The 16,301-nt window shown below is 72.7% G+C and carries 13 protein-coding genes and 1 pseudogene; 8 read left to right on the top strand and 6 right to left on the bottom strand.

The genetic code is table 11. The features are described from left to right. Positions 1–103 precede the first annotated feature (103 nt). Positions 104–1,699: pseudogene (narH, locus tag WN71_RS21825) on the bottom strand (nitrate reductase subunit beta); the annotation flags it as partial. A gap of 1 nt (position 1,700) precedes the next feature. After that, positions 1,701–5,378 carry a nitrate reductase subunit alpha gene (locus WN71_RS21830; protein ID WP_046590531.1) on the bottom strand — a complete coding sequence of 1,226 codons (3,678 nt, stop codon included), beginning with the start codon at positions 5,376–5,378 and terminating at the stop codon, positions 1,701–1,703. A 338-nt stretch (positions 5,379–5,716) separates the two neighbouring features. Between WN71_RS21830 and WN71_RS41990 the strand changes: the two genes are divergently transcribed. Together WN71_RS41990 and WN71_RS21835 are read left to right on the top strand one after the other, a co-directional pair. After that, positions 5,717–5,854: a hypothetical protein gene (locus WN71_RS41990; protein ID WP_167382943.1), complete on the top strand. Its 138-nt coding sequence runs from the start codon at positions 5,717–5,719 to the stop codon at positions 5,852–5,854. Between the two features lie 27 nt (positions 5,855–5,881). Beyond that, the gene (locus WN71_RS21835) at positions 5,882–6,913 is read left to right on the top strand and encodes an Lrp/AsnC family transcriptional regulator (protein ID WP_046590534.1); all 1,032 of its coding nucleotides are present in this window, start codon (positions 5,882–5,884) and stop codon (positions 6,911–6,913) included. Here the strand turns inward: WN71_RS21835 and WN71_RS21840 are convergent. Then, entirely contained in the window at positions 6,896–8,389 is a 1,494-nt protein-coding gene (locus WN71_RS21840) for an MFS transporter (RefSeq protein WP_046590536.1), read from the bottom strand. The two genes, WN71_RS21835 and WN71_RS21840, sit on opposite strands and share 18 nt — an antisense overlap. 231 nt (positions 8,390–8,620) lie before the next feature. Beyond that, entirely contained in the window at positions 8,621–9,070 is a 450-nt protein-coding gene (locus tag WN71_RS21845; protein ID WP_046590537.1) for a DUF6299 family protein, read from the bottom strand. A gap of 314 nt (positions 9,071–9,384) precedes the next feature. On the opposite strand from WN71_RS21845, the gene WN71_RS21850 reads away from it, so the two are divergent. Next, a complete protein-coding gene (locus tag WN71_RS21850) occupies positions 9,385–9,579 on the top strand; it encodes a DUF5999 family protein (RefSeq protein ID WP_046590540.1) in 195 nt (64 codons plus the stop codon). A gap of 110 nt (positions 9,580–9,689) precedes the next feature. Here WN71_RS21850 and WN71_RS21855 read toward each other — a convergent pair whose 3' ends face one another. Together WN71_RS21855 and WN71_RS40015 are read right to left on the bottom strand one after the other, a co-directional pair. Continuing rightward, positions 9,690–10,088, bottom strand: a complete 399-nt coding sequence (locus WN71_RS21855; protein WP_046590543.1) for a RidA family protein — start codon at positions 10,086–10,088, stop codon at positions 9,690–9,692. Then, positions 10,085–11,509: an acyl-CoA dehydrogenase family protein gene (locus WN71_RS40015; protein WP_046590545.1), complete on the bottom strand. Its 1,425-nt coding sequence runs from the start codon at positions 11,507–11,509 to the stop codon at positions 10,085–10,087. The genes WN71_RS21855 and WN71_RS40015 overlap by 4 nt, the downstream gene beginning before the upstream one ends. Before the next feature lie 185 nt (positions 11,510–11,694). On the opposite strand from WN71_RS40015, the gene WN71_RS21870 reads away from it, so the two are divergent. The 5 genes from WN71_RS21870 to WN71_RS21890 form a co-directional block, all read left to right on the top strand. Beyond that, the gene (locus WN71_RS21870; RefSeq protein WP_046590546.1) at positions 11,695–13,302 is read left to right on the top strand and encodes an AMP-binding protein; all 1,608 of its coding nucleotides are present in this window, start codon (positions 11,695–11,697) and stop codon (positions 13,300–13,302) included. Positions 13,303–13,317: 15 nt separating this feature from the next. Beyond that, entirely contained in the window at positions 13,318–14,130 is an 813-nt protein-coding gene (locus WN71_RS21875) for a PaaX family transcriptional regulator (RefSeq protein ID WP_046590548.1), read from the top strand. Positions 14,131–14,347: 217 nt separating this feature from the next. Further along, positions 14,348–14,899 carry an adenylyl-sulfate kinase gene (gene cysC / locus WN71_RS21880; protein WP_046590550.1) on the top strand — a complete coding sequence of 184 codons (552 nt, stop codon included), beginning with the start codon at positions 14,348–14,350 and terminating at the stop codon, positions 14,897–14,899. Next, a complete protein-coding gene (cysD, locus tag WN71_RS21885; RefSeq protein WP_071369869.1) occupies positions 14,896–15,798 on the top strand; it encodes a sulfate adenylyltransferase subunit CysD in 903 nt (300 codons plus the stop codon). The genes cysC and cysD overlap by 4 nt, the downstream gene beginning before the upstream one ends. Positions 15,799–15,800: 2 nt before the next feature. Then, positions 15,801–16,301 (top strand): GTP-binding protein (locus WN71_RS21890; protein WP_046592867.1); only part of this gene is annotated, 501 nt, incomplete at its 3' end.

Genomic DNA, 16,301 nt, shown 5'->3' on the forward strand with positions numbered 1-16,301 from the left:
CGGGCGGTCGCGGACCGGTGCCGGTTCTGTCGGGGAAGGCTCCGGCGGGGTGGCCCCGGCCGTCCCAGTTGAGGAGGTTGACGCGGCTGCGGGCCGGGTCCGCGGAGCCGTCGGCGGTCTGGCGGTCGCGCAGCACGTGGAAGTTCTCCACGGACATCGGCGGCCGGCCGCCGGACCCCTCGCCGTAGGGGCCGGAACCGCCCATGCCGGGTCCGCCCTCGTAGTCGAGGCTGCAGTCGTCGGGCAGCACGGACTCCTCCAGGCGCCGTGCGTCGCCGACGGCCGCGGTGGGGATCACGTACCGCTCGTCGTACTTGGCGAGGGCCAGCAGCCGGTACATCGCGTGCATCTCGTCGGCGGACATGCCGACCGAGCGGGCGATCGCCTCGTCGACCGGGGCCGGGCCCGAGGGGCCGCCGGCGAGCAGCCCGGGGCGCATCGCGGCGCGCATCGCGGCGAGCTTCTCCAGCGAGGCCCGTACGGGCGCGGTGTCGCCGGCGGTGAAGAGTTCGGCGAGGTACTCAAGGGGGATGCGCAAGGTGTCGATCGCGCCGAAGAGGTTGCCGGCGTCCTCGCCGTCGAAGCCGGTCTCCGTGAGGGCCTCGACGACCGGAGAGAGCGGCGGGATGTACCAGACCATCGGCATCGTGCGGTACTCCGGATGGAGCGGCAGCGCCACCTTGTACCTGCTGATGAGGGCGTGCACGGGCGAGCGGCGGGCGGCGTCGATCCAGTCCTGGGCGATGCCGGCGCGTTCCGCCTGCCGTCGCACTTCGGGGTCCTCGGGGTCGAGGAACACGCCCAGTTGGGCCTCGTACAGGTCGGTGTCGTCGGGGGCGGAGGCCGCTTCCAGGACCTTGTCGGCGTCGTAGAGCATGACGCCGAGGTAGCGCAGCCGTCCGACGCAGGTCTCGGAGCAGACGGTGGGCAGGCCGACTTCGAGCCGCGGGTAGCAGAGCGTGCACTTCTCGGCCTTGCCGGTGCGGTGGTTGAAGTAGACCTTCTTGTACGGGCAGCCGCTGACGCACATGCGCCAGCCCCGGCACTGGTCCTGGTCGACCAGGACGATGCCGTCCTCCTGCCGCTTGTACATCGCGCCGGAGGGGCACGAGGCGACGCAGGACGGGTTCAGGCAGTGTTCGCAGATCCGCGGCAGATAGAACATGAAGGTCTGCTCGAAGGCGAACTTCACCTTCTCCGCCGCCTGTTCACGGACCTTGGCCACCATCGGGTCGAGCGCGCCGTGTTCGCTCACGCCGCCGAGGTTGTCGTCCCAGTTGGCGCTCCACTCGATCTTGATGGGCTTGCCGCTGAGGAGCGAGCGGGGCCGGGCGACGGGGATGTCGTCGCCGAGGGGCGCGTCGGTGAGGTTGGCGTACTCGTACGTCCACGGCTCGTAGTAGTCGCTGATGTCGGGCAGTTTGGGGTTGGAGAAGATGTGGGCGAGCTTGGAGAAGCGGCCGCCGCCCTTCAGCTTCAGTCGGCCGCGCCTGTTGAGTTCCCAGCCGCCCTTCCACGTCTCCTGGTCCTCGTAGCGGCGCGGATAGCCCTGTCCGGGGCGGGTCTCCACGTTGTTGAACCACACGTACTCGACGCCGCCGCGGTTGGTCCACGCCTGTTTGCAGGTGACCGAACAGGTGTGACAGCCGATGCACTTGTCGAGGTTCATGACCATCGCGATCTGTGCCATGACGCGCATGTCAGTACTCCACCGGTTCGGTGCGGCGCCGGATGACCGTGATCTCGTCGCGCTGGTTGCCCGTCGGGCCCAGGTAGTTGAACGCCCAGCTCAACTGGGCGTAGCCGCCGATGAGATGGGACGGCTTGAGGAGGAGCCGGGTGAGGGAGTTGTGGGTCCCGCCGCGCCTGCCCGTCGTCTGCGCCCTGGGGGTGCCGACGACGCGGTCCTGGGCGTGGTGCATGTACACCGTGCCCTGCGGCATACGGTGGCTGACGACCGCGCGGGCCGCGACGACGCCGTTGCGGTTGACCGCCTCGATCCAGTCGTTGTCGCGCACGCCGATCGTCTCGGCGTCCTGCGGGGACATCCAGATGTTCTGGCCGCCGCGGGAGAGCGACAGCATCAGCAGGTTGTCCTGGTACTCGGAGTGGATGGACCACTTGCTGTGCGGGGTGAGGTAGCGGACGGTCACCTCGGCCTGGCCGTCGGCGCCGGTCTCCGTGCGGTCGCCGAAGAGGCGGCGCATGTCCAGCGGCGGCCGGTAGACGGGCAGCGCCTCGCCGAGTTCGTGGATCCAGTCGTGGTCGAGGAAGAAGTGCTGGCGTCCGGTGAGGGTGTGCCAGGGCTTGGCGTGCTCGGTGTTGAGGGTGAACGCGGTGTAGCGGCGCCCGCCCGCCTCGCTGCCCGACCACTCCGGCGAGGTGATGACCGGCACGGGTGCCGCCTGGGTGTCGGCGTACGTGATCCGCTTGCCCTCGTGCTCGGCGGCGAGGTGGGCCATCGGCTGCCCGGTGCGGCGCTCCAGGGTGTGGAAGCCCTGGGTGGCGAGATGACCGTTGGTGGTGCCGGACAGGGCGAGGATCGTGTTCGCGGCCTTGACGGCCGTGTCGAGGAGCGGTCGTCCCGCCGCCGGTCCCGCGCCGCGCACACCGTGCCGGTCGGCGAGCAGCCGCACCTCCTCCGCGACGTCGAAGGCGATGCCCTTGACCGGCAGGCCTAGCTTCTCCGCCAGCGGGCCGAGGGTGGCCATCTTCTCGCCGATGGCGCCGTAGTCCCGCTCCACGACGGTCAGTTGGGGCATGGTCTTCCCCGGTACGGGCTCGCACTCGCCGCGCCGCCAGTCGAGCGCGACGCCCCCGGGCTGCGCGGTCTCGCCCGGGGTGTCGTGCTGGAGGGCGGTGGCGACCAGGTCGCGGCGCACGCCGAGGTGGCGGGCGGCCATGGCGGAGAAGGACTGGGCGAGGGCGTGGAAGGCGGCGAAGTCGGTGCGGGCCTGCCAGGGCGGGTCGACGGCCGGGGTGAAGGAGTGCACGTAGGGGTGCATGTCCGTGCTGGACAGGTCGTGCTTCTCGTACCAGGTGGCGGCCGGCAGGACGACGTCCGACATGAGGGTCGAGGACGTCATGCGGAAGTCCAGGGACAGGAGCAGGTCGAGCTTTCCCTCGGGTGCCTGCTCGTGCCAGCGCACGTCGCGCGGGCGTTCCCCGGGGGCGGCCTCCTCGGCGCCCAGCGAGGAGGTGGTGCCGAGCAGGTGCTTCTGGAAGTACTCGGCGCCCTTCGCGGACGAGCCCAGCAGGTTGGCCCGCCAGAGGGTGACGATCCGCGGCCAGTTGGCGGGGGCGTCCGGGTCCTCCCCCGCGAATCCCAGTTTCCCCGCGCGGAGTTGGTTCACCGCGTACACGGCCGGGTCCTCGTCGCCCGCCTCGTCGCACAGGTCGAGCGGATTGCGGTCGAAGGTCGGGTAGGAGGGCATCCACCCCGAACGGGTCGCCTGGGCCAGGCAGTCGGCGGCCGTCATCCCGGCGAACGCCCCGGTGCCGAGCGGGGAGGCGAGGGTGTCGGCGCGGTAGTGGTCGTAGCGCCACTGGTCGGTGTTGAGGAACCAGTAGGCGGTGCCGATCGCCTGGCGCGGCGGGCGCGACCAGTCGGACGCGGCGGCCAGGGTGGCCCAGCCGGTCGCCGGGCGGCACTTCTCCTGGCCGACGTAGTGCGCCCAGCCGCCGCCGTTGCGGCCCTGGCAGCCGGTGAGCTGGAGCAGGGCGAGGAAGGCGCGGTAGATCGTCTCGGAGTGGAACCAGTGGTTCGTGCCGGCGCCCATGAGGATCATGCAGCGGCCCCGGGACCGCTCGGCGGCGTCCGCGAACTCCCGCGCGGTACGGACGGCCGCCGCGGCCGGGACGGAGGTGTGGACCTCCTGCCAGGCGGGCGTGCAGGGGACTTCGGGGTCGTCGTAGCCCGTGGGCCAGGCCCCGGGGAGCCCTTCGCGGCCGACGCCGTACTGGGCGAGCAGCAGGTCGTAGACGGTCGTCACCAGACGGCCGCCGACGCGCGCGGCGGGGACACCGGCGGCGCGGACCGCCCCGCTGCCCTGGCCGTGCGGCCCGCCGTCGGTGTCGAAGCGGGGCAGCAGCACCTGGGTGGGAACGGCTCCGTCCTGTCCGTACAGCGTCAGCCGTGGCTCCAGATCCCCGAGTTCCAGATTCCACCGGCCCTCGCCCGACGCGGTCCAGCGGAAGCCGAGCGACCCGCCGGGGACCTCTGGCCGCCCGGTCCGCCCGTCGAGGACGACGGTCTTCCACGCGGCGCCTTCGGTGGTGTCCCCCAGGTCGGAGGCGCGCAGGAACTTGTCCGGGACGTGCCCGCCGTCGTGCTCCCGCAGGGTGACGAGGAACGGGAGGTCGGTGAAACGCCGTACGTAGTCCGTGAAGAACGGCACCTGCCGGTCGACGAAGAACTCCTTCAGCACGACGTGGCCCATCGCGAGGGCCAGCGCGCCGTCGGTGCCGGGGTGGGGGTGCAGCCACTCGTCGGCGAACTTGGTGTTGTCGGCGTAGTCCGGGGAGACGACGACGACCTTCTGGCCGCGGTAGCGGGCCTCGGCCATCCAGTGCGCGTCCGGCGTGCGGGTGACCGGGACGTTGGTGCCCCACATCATCAGGTACGCCGCGTCCCACCAGTCGCCCGACTCGGGGACGTCCGTCTGGTCGCCGAAGACCTGCGGGGAGGCGACGGGCAGATCGGCGTACCAGTCGTAGAACGACAGCATGGGGGCGCCGATCAGCGAGTGGAACCGGGCGCCGGCGGCGTGCGAGACCATGGACATCGCGGGGATCGGCGAGAAGCCGGCGATGCGGTCGGGGCCGTACGTCTTGATGGTGTGGACGTGCGCGGCGGCGGCGATCTCCACCGCCTCGTCCCAACTCGCCCGCACCAGGCCGCCCTTGCCGCGGGCCTGCTGGTAGCGGCGGCGGCGCTCGGGGTCGGCCTGGAGATCGGCCCACGCGGTGACCGGGTCGCCGGTGCGCGCCCTGGCCTCCCGGTACATCTCCAGGAGGACGCCGCGGACGTACGGGTAGCGCACCCGGGTCGGCGAGTACGTGTACCAGGAGAACGCGGCCCCGCGCGGACAGCCGCGCGGCTCGTACTCGGGGCGGTCCGGGCCGACGCTCGGATAGTCCGTCTCCTGGGTCTCCCAGGTGATGATGCCGTCCTTGACGTACACCTTCCACCGGCAGGAACCGGTGCAGTTGACCCCGTGGGTGGACCGTACGACCTTGTCGTGGCTCCACCGGTCCCGGTAGAAGACGTCACCGCCGCGCCCGCCCTCCTTGGAGAGCGTGCGCAGATCGGCGGAGGTCTCCCCCCGCCGGAAGAACCGCCCGGCGCGCAGCAGCAGCTCACTGGCCGTGCCGTCCATCCCGCCGGCACCTCGGGCTTCGGTCGCGGGCACGGCTGCTCCCCTCGGGTGGCTTCACCCCAGGGCACCATCGGCGGGCGGGGGGCGCATGTGCGGGGGGGGCTGAAGGGGTGAGGGGACGGGTCGCGTGCGCGCCGTCGGACCCGCGCTCCGCCCCGCTCCGCCCCGGGCACTGCGGGGGCGTCCCCGGCCACGAGACCCGAACGCCGGGGATACGGTCGGGGCTTCGACGAGAAGCCGGAACGACGAGAAAGAGGAGCCGCGGTGAGCTCCGGCGCGGGTTCGACCGCCGAGGTACGCGAGAGGGACCGGGGGCCGCGGCCCGGATCGGCACCGGCGTGTGCGCCGGCGTCCTCACCCTCGCGGCACTGGTGACCGGCTACGTCGTGCTCACGGCCCACATGGTCGAGCCGGACGGCCCGTGGGACCGGCAGGCCGTCATGCAGCAGATGACGAGACCACCTCTTGTTCCCTGAAGCCGCTCCCCACTGAAGGATGTGTGCATGCTCGACGCCCTGGATCGTGCCCTGATTCACGCGCTGCACATAGACGGCCGCGCGCCCTTCAGCCAGATCGCCGCCGCACTCGAGGTGTCCCCCCAGACCATCGCCCGTCGCTACCGGCGGCTGCGGGACGAGGCGTCGCTGCGCATCGTCGGGCTCGCGGACCCGCACCGGGCGGGGCAGACACAGTGGCTCGTGCGGCTGACCGCCGCGGCGAGCTCGGCGCAGGACCTCGCGCACGCCCTGGCCCGCCGCCCGGACACGTCGTGGGTCAAACTCACCTCCGGCGGCACCGAGATCGTCGCCATCGTGCACGCGCCGACCGACGCCGGCAGCTCCCTGCTGTTGCGCGACATCCCGCGCACCGACCACATCACGGCCATGTCCGCGCACTGGCTACTGCACATGTACCTCGGCGGCCCGACGAACTGGCGCCGCAGCGTGAACTCCCTCAGCGAGGAACAGCAGCGCGTCCTGCGCTCGGACGACGCCGCCGACACCGCGTACGTGCCGGTGCCGCGGCGACTGGGCGACGGGGACGCCGATCTGCTGGTGGCGCTCCAGAAGGACGGGCGCGCCAGCCACGCGGAACTCGCCCGGGCGACCGGCTGGTCCCCCGTCACCGTCGCCCGCCGACTGGCCGATCTCCAGGCGGGCGGGGCCCTGTTCTTCGACGTGGAGGTCGACACCGGGCTGTTCGGCGCCCACACCAGGGCGCTGCTGTGGATGTCGGTGAGCCCGGCGCATCTGGACCATGTGGCGACGACGCTGGCGGGCCACGACGAGCTCGCCTTCGTCGCGGCGACCACGGGGCCCACCAACCTGGTGGCCCAGGCGCTGTGCCGGGACCCGGCCGACCTGCACCACTATCTGACCCGCCGGCTCGGCTCTCTCGACGCGATCCACACCCTGGAGACCAGCCCGGTGCTCCAGAACATCAAGGCGGCCAGCCCCATGATCTCGGATCTGGCCCGCACCCGGCGCGCGGCTTCGGCTTCGGCTTCGGCTTCGGCGTCACGGACCCGGCTGTGAAGGCGCACGGTGCACGCCCGGATCATGGTGCACCCCGGCCCCCTCGGGCGCATCCTTCCCGGTCATCGGCCTGCTGGTGACGAAGCTGACCACCACCAGACCCACCGCGACCCAGAAGGCGACCTGGACCGCGTGCAGCGCGGCCGAAGGCCCGCCGGAACCGGCGCCGTCGAGGTAGACGCTGCCGAGGACGGCCACGCCGAGCGTGGCGCCCAGCTGCTGGACGGCGTTGAGCAGTCCGGCGGCCGACCCGATCTCCTGCGGCTTCAGGGGCTTCAGGGCGATGGTGAAGAAGGCGGGGCTGAAGAACCCGACGCCCAGACCCACCATCCCGAGCGCGAGCAGCAGCGGCGTCGGGTACGAGGTGGGGTCCGCCTGGTGGTAGACGGCGATCGCGGCCAGCTCACCGACCAGCAGCACGGCGAGCCCCAGCGACATCATGCGGTGCCCGTGGCGCCGTACGAGATGGGCGCCGGCCGCCCAGGACGCCACGGCCAGGCCCACCGACCACGGGGCGAGGGTCAGGCCCGCCTTCAGCACGTCGGTGCCGAGCCCCAGTTGGAGCTGGAGCACGATGACCGTCATCAGGCCGTTGGTCACCGCGAAGAACGTCGCCGATGTCACCAGCGCGGCGGGGAAGCCCCGGTGCGCGAACAGGCTCGGCTCGACCAGCGGGCTGCGGCCGGCGGCCGCCATGCGGCGCTGATGCACCGCGAACACCGCCATGAGGAGCAGTCCGGCCACGATCGCCGCCCAACTGCCCGCGGACATCGCGGTGATGTCCGCGCCGATCAGCGGATGGACCACCAGCCCGACGCCGAGGGCGGCCAGCAGCGTGCCCGTGAGGTCGAGCGTGGGCCGCTTGGGAGCCCTGTTCTCCGGCAGTTTGCGGGCGAGGCCCAGCACGACCAGCGACACGGGCACGTTGACCAGGAAGGTCGCCCGCCACGACGAGCCGAACAGGTCGGCGTGGGTCAGCACCCCGCCGAGCACCGGACCGCACACGGCGGCCAGGCCCATCACGGGGCCGATGCTGCCGAGGGCCTTGGACATCTCGTCACCGGCGAACATCGTCTTGATCAGGCCGATGGTCTGGGGAATGATCACGGCCGCCGCGGCCCCCTGGACCACCCTGAAGGCGATCAGCGCCCCCACCGATGGCGCCAGGGCGCAGGCCGCGGACGCCAGCATGAATCCCGTGACGCCGATGACGAACAGCCGTCGCCGGCCGGCGATGTCGCCCAGCCGGCCGCCGGTGATCAGCAGCACCGCGAACGGGAGGGTGTAGGCCGTGGTGAACCACTGGATGTCGGACACCGAGCCGCCCAGATCGGCGTGGATCGCGGGCGCGGCGACCTGCACGATGGTCGCGTCCAGCAGGTTCATGGCCTCACCGAGCAACAGGGCGGTCAGCGCCGGCCACCGCCATCGGTACGCCGCCGCGGGCGTCGGCGCCAGCACGTTCTCAGCGGTCATCGGGGTTCCTCTCCTCCGTCGTCGACGCGCCGGACCGGTCCCTGGCCTTCAGGGCACCGGGTCCGGCCACGAGTCAGCGTGGGGAAAGGGCCGTACCGCCTCCAGCCGTGGCCGGGAGATGGACGATTCCTTCCATGGAGGACGTCCTCGACGAGGATTTCCCACGCGGTCCCTCGCGGACGAGGGCGTCGTCCGCGAAGGTCCGTGCGCGCGAGACGGGGAGACGGCCGGTCAGATCCGCTTCAGGTCGATGTCCTGCTGGTGCGCCGCGTGGAAGCGGGGCAGCGGCAGGCCGCCCTGGGGGGCGAGTTCCATCAGGGTGGCCTCGACCCGGGCGGTGCCGGGCGCGACCCGCTCGGCCTTGCCGGTGTTGCGCCAGATGTGCTCCGCGCCGTCGCAGACCGCCTGGGTGCCGCCGACGCCGTACTTCACCACCATGCCGTCGGCGCTCGTGGCGTCGGTGACCGAGGAGCTGACGTAGACCGGTCCGGTCGCGTCCGTGCAGCGGTAGGTGCCGGAGAGGGTGACCGTGCCGTCCGCGGCGACGGTGCCCTGCGGGTCGACGGTGACCGACTCGAAGGGGTCGGCGGACGCGGTCTGCGCGGCGGGCAGCAGCAGCGCGGCGGCTGCGGCCGCGCCGAGCAGGGCCAGGACGCGGGCGCGGGCGGGGCGCTGGGGCATGGGGAAACCTCCGGGGGACGGGAGCTCGGCGAGCTCCGTGGGGGCTCCGCGGACCGCCGGGGGGGGTCGGGGACCGGCGGACCTCGGCGGAGCGAGTGCCTCCAACTGGTACCGGTCGGGCACGCCGACAGCCGTGATCGTCACTCCTTCGGTGGCGAGTCCGCACCGGGTTTCCGGGAACCGTCCGGGGATTGTCCTCGTGCTGTCACACCTCGCTGCACGCCGTTCCAAGGCGTCCGCGAGCGGAGCATGGTGGTCTCGTGACGGCGGCGCCGAGGCCGCCGGCACCGTTCGCTCCGACGTGGAGGTGCGCCATGTGTTCCCACCAGCCTTCGTGCCCCGCGGCCGACTCCGGCGCCGCGCACATCGTGACCGCCCGCCCCGAGCAGGGCTGGAGCCTGCTGTGCAACGGGGTGATCGTCTTCGACGACACCGGTGAACTGCTGCCGGACGGACGGATCGTGGCCCCGCACCGGGTGTCCGCGCCGTCGGTCGCGATGGCGGCCTGAGCCCGTCCCCCTCCGGGCGGCTCCGCGGGTTCCGCGGCGGCACCGCACGCACCACGTCCGTACGGCGGGTGCCACGGCAGCATCGCGGGCGTCACGGCAGTACGCGGGCGCTACGGCAGCACCGCGAACCCGTCCAGCTCGACCAGTGCGCGCTCGTCCCAGAGACGTACGACCTCGACGACCGCCATCGCCGGATAGTCGCGGCCCGCCGACTGCCGCCAGATCCGGCCCAGTTCGGCCGCGTGCTCGCGATACGCGGCGACGTCGGTGGCGTAGACGGTGACCCTGGCGAGGTCGGCCGGACGGCCGCCGGCCGCCGCGAGCGCCGTCAGCAGATTGTCGAGCGCCCGCCGGAACTGCTCCGGCAGGCTGTCGCCGCACACCTTGCCGTCGCCGTCCAGCGCGGTCTGCCCGGCCAGGAAGACCAGCCGGGAGCCGGTGGCGACGACCGCGTGCGAGAAGCCCGTCGGCGGGGACAGTTCGGGCGGGTTGACCCGCTCGGCGGTCATGCGGATTCCCCCTTCGCGTCCATCTCCTTGTACAACTCCTTCGCGATGATGCCCCGTTGGACCTCGCTGGCACCCTCGTAGATGCGTGGCGCGCGAACCTCGCGGTAGAGGTGTTCGAGCAGGTGGCCGCGGTGCAGGGCGCGGGCGCCGTGCAGTTGGACGGCCGTGTCGACGACGAACTGCGCGGTCTCGGTGGCGAGCAGCTTCGCCATGGCCGACCGGCGCGGCACGCCCGGCTCGCCCGCGTCGTACGCCGTCGCCGCCGCGTACACCATGAGCCGGGCCGCCTCGCTGCGCAGTGCCATCTCGGCGACCTGGTGCGAGACGGCCTGGAGATCCCGCAGTCGGCCGCCGAACGCCTCCCGGCGCGCGGTGTGTTCGAGGGTGGCGTCGAGCGCGGCGCGGGCCATGCCGACGGCGAACGCGCCGACGCTGGGGCGGAACAGGTTGAGGGTGCCCATCGCGACGGCGAAGCCGCGGCCCGGCTCGCCGAGCACGTCGTCCGGGCCGACCGGTACGGCGTCGAAGGCGAGGGTGCCGATGGGGTGCGGGGAGAGCATGTCGAGCGGGGCGCCGTCGAGTCCGGGCCGGTCGGCGGGCACGAGGAACGCGGTCACCCCGCGCGCGCCGGCGCCGGGGCCGGTCCGGGCGAAGACCGTGTAGAAGTCGGCCTCGGGCGCGTTGGAGATCCAGCACTTCTCCCCGGTGAGCCGCCATCCCACGGGCCCGTCGGCCCGCGCCACCAGCCCGGGGGCCTCCCCACCCGAACCCACGCGACCACCGTCCCGCGCCGCCCCGGACGCCTCCCCACCGCGACCCTCGGGCGCCGCCGAGCCGTCGAACCCCGCCGTCGCCGCCGGGACCTCCCCAGCCCCGCCCGGTCCGCCCGGTCCGGCCGGTCCGTGGGGCCGCGCAGCCACCCCGGGGGCCTCCCCACCCGAACCCCCGGACCCGCCGCCCTCCGCCCGCTGCACGAACTCCCCGTCCTCATCCGCCCGCACCGCCGACGCCCCGTCCTCCTCCGCCCGCAGCGCGAGCGCCCCCGCGTCCGAGCCCGCGCCCGGCTCGCTCAGTGCGAACGCGGCGATCGCGGTGCCGTCGCTCACCCGGGGCAGCCAGCGCTCGCGCTGGGCGGGGGTGCCGTGGGCGTGCACCGGGTGGGCGCCCAGGCCCTGGAGGGCGAGGGCGGTCTCCGCCTCCGTGCAGGCGTAGGCGAGCGACTCACGCATCAGGCACAGGTCGAGCGCGCCGGAGTCGAAGAGGCGGGCGAGCAGCCCGAGCCGGCCCAGTTCGGCGACCAGCGGGCGGTTGACCCGCCCCGGCTCGCCCTTCTCGGCGAGCGGGCGCAGCCGCCTCGCCGCCAGGTCGCGCAGCTCGGCACACCAGGCGGTCTGTGCCGGTTCGAGCGAGAATGCGGGCATCCCGGTCCTCTCTCCCAGGCCGTCTCCCGAAGCTGTCGTACGGCCGTCCACCCGACGGTATCGCGCCCCATTGACTGTCGTCACCAACACGATACGCTCGATCCGCGGACCCACCCCGAGCCCCCGGCTCCCCGGGCCCGCCACCCACCGGCTCCGCGAGCCCACCGGCAAGGGGGCGAACCGCCATGGACGTCTCGGCCCACGTCTCGGCCCACGTCGACACCTTCGCGCGCGACCATCTGCCGCCCCCGGACCAGTGGCCCGACCTGCTTCTCGACCTGCCCGAGCTGCGCTACCCCGAACGGCTGAACTGCGCCGCCGAACTGCTCGCCGGCCCCGCCCCGGACCGCCCGGTCTTCCACACCCCGACCGGACCGGCCTGGACGTACGGCGAACTGCGGGCGCACGTGGACCGGATCGCGCACCTGCTCACCGGCGAGCTCGGTGTCGTACCGGGCAACCGCGTGCTGCTGCGCGGCCCGACCACCCCCTGGCTCGCCGCCTGCTGGCTCGCCGTGCTGAAGGCGGGCGCCGTCGCCGTCACCGTGCTGGCGCAGCAGCGCCCGCACGAGCTGGCGACGATCTGCGAGATCGCGCGGGTGCGGCACGCGCTGTGCGACGTCCGCGCCGTCGACGACCTCGCCAAGGCGGAGGTCCCGCATCTCGCCGTCACGACGTACGGCGGCGACTCCCCCGACGACCTGCTGCGCCGGCCGGCGCCCGCGGACCCGTACCCGGCCGTATCCACCGCGGCCGACGACGTGGCGCTGATCGCGTTCACCTCGGGGACCACCGGACGGCCCAAGGGGTGCATGCACTTCCACCGGGACGTGCTCGCGATCGCGGACACGTTCTCCCGGCACGTGCTGCGGCCGGTCGCCGACGACGTCTTCGCCGGCAGTCCCCCGCTGGGCTTCACCTTCGGTCTCGGCGGCCTCGTCGTGTTCCCGCTGCGGGCCGGGGCGAGCGCGCTGCTGCTCGAACAGGCGCACCCGGACCAGCTGGCGGCGGCCGTCGCGGAGCACCGGGTCTCCGTGCTGTTCACGGCGCCGACCGCGTACCGCGCGATGCTCGCCTCGGACGGCGGCCACGACCTGTCGTCGCTGCGGCGCTGCGTCTCCGCGGGCGAGAACCTGCCCGCGGCCACCTGGCGGGCCTGGCACGAGCGCACCGGGGTGCGGATCATCAACGGCATCGGCGCCACCGAACTGCTGCACATCTTCATCTCGGCGGCCGACGACGCCATCCGCCCCGGGACGACGGGCGTGCCGGTGCCGGGCTGGCAGGCGCGGGTGCAGGACGCGCACGGCGTGCCCGTGCCGGACGGCGAACCCGGCCTGCTCGCCGTGCGCGGCCCGGTCGGCTGCCGCTATCTCGCCGACGAGCGCCAGCGCGCGTACGTACGCGACGGCTGGAACGTCACCGGCGACACCTACGTCCGTGAGAGCGACGGTTGGTTCCGCTACGTCGCCCGCGCCGACGACATGATCATCTCGGCGGGCTACAACATCGCCGGACCCGAGGTCGAGGACGCCCTGCTGCGCCACCCGGACGTGGTCGAGGCCGCCGTGGTGGGCCGGCCCGACGAGGCGCGCGGACAGGTCGTCGTCGCCTACGCGGTCCTGCGCCAGGGTGCCGCCCCCGACGCCGAGGCGCTGCGCGCCTTCGTCAAGTCCGAACTGGCGCCGTACAAGTGCCCGCGCGAGGTGGTGTTCCTGGATTCGCTGCCGCGTACGGCGACGGGCAAGCTCCAGAGATTCCTGCTCCGGGACAGCGCAGGTGACGGGCAGTGACACCGAAGACCTAAGATGATCAACGTGCCCGACCAACCTGCTCCACGGTCTCTCATCGTCACGCTCTACGGCGCGTACGGCCGCTTCGTGACCGGCCCGCTGCCCGTCGCCGAACTGATCCGGCTGCTCGCCGCGGTCGGGGTGGACGCGCCCTCCGTGCGGTCGTCGGTGTCCCGGCTCAAACGCCGCGGCCTGCTGCTGCCCGCGCGCACGCGGACGGGCGCCGCCGGGTACGAACTCTCCGCGGAGGCACGGCAGTTGCTCGACGACGGCGACCGGCGCATCTACGCCACCGCACCGCCCGAGGACGTCGGCTGGGTGCTCGCGGTGTTCTCCGTGCCGGAGTCGGAACGGCAGAAGCGGCACGTGCTGCGCTCGCGGCTGGCCGGGCTCGGCTTCGGCACCGCGGCTCCCGGGGTGTGGATCGCCCCGGCCCGGCTGTTCGAGGAGACCCGGCACACCCTGCGGCGGCTGCGCCTCGATCCGTACGTCGACTTCTTCCGCGGGGAGCACCTCGGCTTCGCCGCCACCGCCGACGCGGTCGCCCGCTGGTGGGACCTGGCCGCGATCGCAAAGGAGCACGAGGCGTTCCTCGACCGGCACGAGCGGGTCCTGCACGCGTGGGAGGGGCGCGCGGACACCCCGCCCGAGGCGGCGTACCACGACTATCTGCTCGCCCTCGACTCCTGGCGCCACCTGCCCTACACCGACCCCGGGCTGCCGCCCGCGCTGCTGCCCGGCGACTGGCCGGGCGCCCGCTCCGCCGAGGTCTTCCAGGGGCTGCACGAGCGGCTGCGGGACGCGGGGGCGGCCTTCGCCGGGGTGTGACCGGCGAAGGCCGGCTGCGCGCAGTTCCGCGGCCCCGAGCCCCGCAGCCCTGTCGACCCGTCGTCCCGCAGCCGCTCGCACCATGTTTCCCTCGGACACCTGGCGTCACTAAGGCAAACCTCAGGTTGTTTAACCGGTCCTCTCAGACTTCTTACCTACCGTTCACCGCGACGCATGCGACGCGTTGACGAACAGGTGAGAAAGAGGGCTGTAGCGGATGACCAGCACGCCAAGGACCCAGGGGGCCACGATCTGGCTGACGGGGTTGCCGAGCGCGGGCAAGACGACGATCGCCCGGCTCCTCGGCGACCGCCTGAAGGCCGAGGGGCACCGCGTGGAGGTCCTCGACGGCGACGAGATTCGCCGTTTCCTCTCCGCCGGTCTCGGCTTCTCGCGCGCCGACCGCGACACGAACGTGCAGCGCATCGGGCTGGTCTCGGAGGTTCTCGCCCGCAACGGCGTGCTGTCCGTGGTCCCCGTGATCGCGCCGTACGCCGACAGCCGGGACGCGGTGCGGGCACGGCACGAGAAGAGCTCCACGCCGTATCTGGAGGTGCATGTGGCGACCCCGGTCGAGGTGTGCAGCGCCCGGGACGTCAAGGGCCTGTACGCCCAGCAGGCCGCGGGCGAGCTGACCGGGCTGACCGGTGTCGACGACCCGTACGAGGAGCCCGCGGACCCGTCGCTGGTGCTGCGCACGCAGGAGCAGACGCCCCGGGAGTCGGCGGACGCGGTGCACGCGCTGCTGGCGGAGCGGGGGCTGGTGTGACCGGCTTCTCCCTCTCCCACCTGGACTCCCTCGAGTCCGAGGCGGTGCACATCTTCCGCGAGGTGGCGGGCGAGTTCGAACGGCCGGTGATCCTCTTCTCCGGCGGCAAGGACTCCATCGTCATGCTGCACCTGGCGCTCAAGGCGTTCGCGCCCGCGCCGGTGCCCTTCTCCCTGCTCCACGTCGACACCGGACACAACTTCCCCGAGGTCCTCGACTACCGCGACCGCGCCGTCGCCACCCACGGACTGCGCCTGCACGTCGCCTCCGTCCAGGACTACATCGACCGCGGAGTGCTCAGGGAACGCCCCGACGGCACCCGCAACCCGCTGCAGACCCTCCCCCTCACCGAGAAGATCCAGAGCGAGAAGTTCGACGCCGTCTTCGGCGGCGGCCGCCGCGACGAGGAGAAGGCCCGCGCCAAGGAACGCGTCTTCTCCCTGCGCGACGAGTTCTCCCAGTGGGACCCCCGCCGCCAGCGCCCCGAACTCTGGAACCTCTACAACGGCCGCCACGCACCCGGCGAACACGTCCGCGTCTTCCCCCTCTCCAACTGGACCGAACTCGACGTCTGGCAGTACATCGCCCGCGAGGACATCGAGCTGCCGCAGATCTACTTCGCGCACGAGCGCGAGGTGTTCAAGCGGAGCGGGATGTGGCTGACCGCGGGCGAGTGGGGCGGCCCCAAGGACGGCGAGAACGTCGAGAAGCGGCAGGTCCGCTACCGCACCGTCGGCGACATGTCCTGCACCGGAGCCGTGGATTCGGACGCGGTGACGCTGGACCAGGTGATCTCGGAGATCGCGGCGTCCCGGCTGACCGAGCGCGGCGCCACCCGCGCCGACGACAAGCTCTCCGAGGCCGCGATGGAAGACCGCAAGCGCGAGGGGTACTTCTAGACATGAGCACCAGCACCACGCCGGAACACGCCTTCGACGGACGGGCGTTCGCGGACACCACCCTGCTGCGGTTCGCCACCGCCGGCTCCGTCGACGACGGCAAGTCCACCCTCGTCGGACGCCTCCTGCACGACTCCAAGTCCGTCCTCACCGACCAGCTCGAGGCCGTCGAACACGCCTCCCGCAACCGCGGCCAGGACACCCCCGACCTCGCCCTGCTCACCGACGGCCTGCGCGCCGAACGCGAACAAGGCATCACCATCGACGTCGCCTACCGCTACTTCGCCACCCCCAAGCGACGCTTCATCCTCGCCGACACCCCCGGCCACGTGCAGTACACCCGCAACATGGTCACCGGCGCCTCCACCGCCGAACTCACCGTCATCCTCGTCGACGCCCGCAACGGCGTCGTCGAACAGACCCGCCGCCACGCCGCCATCGCCGCCCTCCTGCGCGTCCCCCACGTCGTCCTCGCCGTCAACAAGATGGACCTCGTCGACTAC

The organism is Streptomyces mangrovisoli (genome assembly GCF_000974985.2).
GTDB lineage: Bacteria > Actinomycetota > Actinomycetes > Streptomycetales > Streptomycetaceae > Streptomyces > Streptomyces mangrovisoli.

Excerpts from the sequence above, each read along its gene's own strand:
- WN71_RS21845 (WP_046590537.1), bottom strand. The coding sequence starts at position 9,070 with ATGCCCCAGCGCCCCGCCCGCGCCCGCGTCCTGGCCCTGCTCGGCGCG.
- WN71_RS21855 (WP_046590543.1), bottom strand. The coding sequence starts at position 10,088 with ATGACCGCCGAGCGGGTCAACCCGCCCGAACTGTCCCCGCCGACGGGC.
- WN71_RS21875 (WP_046590548.1), top strand. The coding sequence starts at position 13,318 with ATGATCAACGTGCCCGACCAACCTGCTCCACGGTCTCTCATCGTCACG.
- cysC (WP_046590550.1), top strand. The coding sequence starts at position 14,348 with ATGACCAGCACGCCAAGGACCCAGGGGGCCACGATCTGGCTGACGGGG.
- WN71_RS21835 (WP_046590534.1), top strand. The coding sequence starts at position 5,882 with ATGCTCGACGCCCTGGATCGTGCCCTGATTCACGCGCTGCACATAGAC.
- WN71_RS40015 (WP_046590545.1), bottom strand. The coding sequence starts at position 11,509 with ATGCCCGCATTCTCGCTCGAACCGGCACAGACCGCCTGGTGTGCCGAG.
- WN71_RS21840 (WP_046590536.1), bottom strand. The coding sequence starts at position 8,389 with ATGACCGCTGAGAACGTGCTGGCGCCGACGCCCGCGGCGGCGTACCGA.
- WN71_RS21870 (WP_046590546.1), top strand. The coding sequence starts at position 11,695 with ATGGACGTCTCGGCCCACGTCTCGGCCCACGTCGACACCTTCGCGCGC.
- WN71_RS21850 (WP_046590540.1), top strand. The coding sequence starts at position 9,385 with ATGTGTTCCCACCAGCCTTCGTGCCCCGCGGCCGACTCCGGCGCCGCG.
- WN71_RS21830 (WP_046590531.1), bottom strand. The coding sequence starts at position 5,378 with ATGGACGGCACGGCCAGTGAGCTGCTGCTGCGCGCCGGGCGGTTCTTC.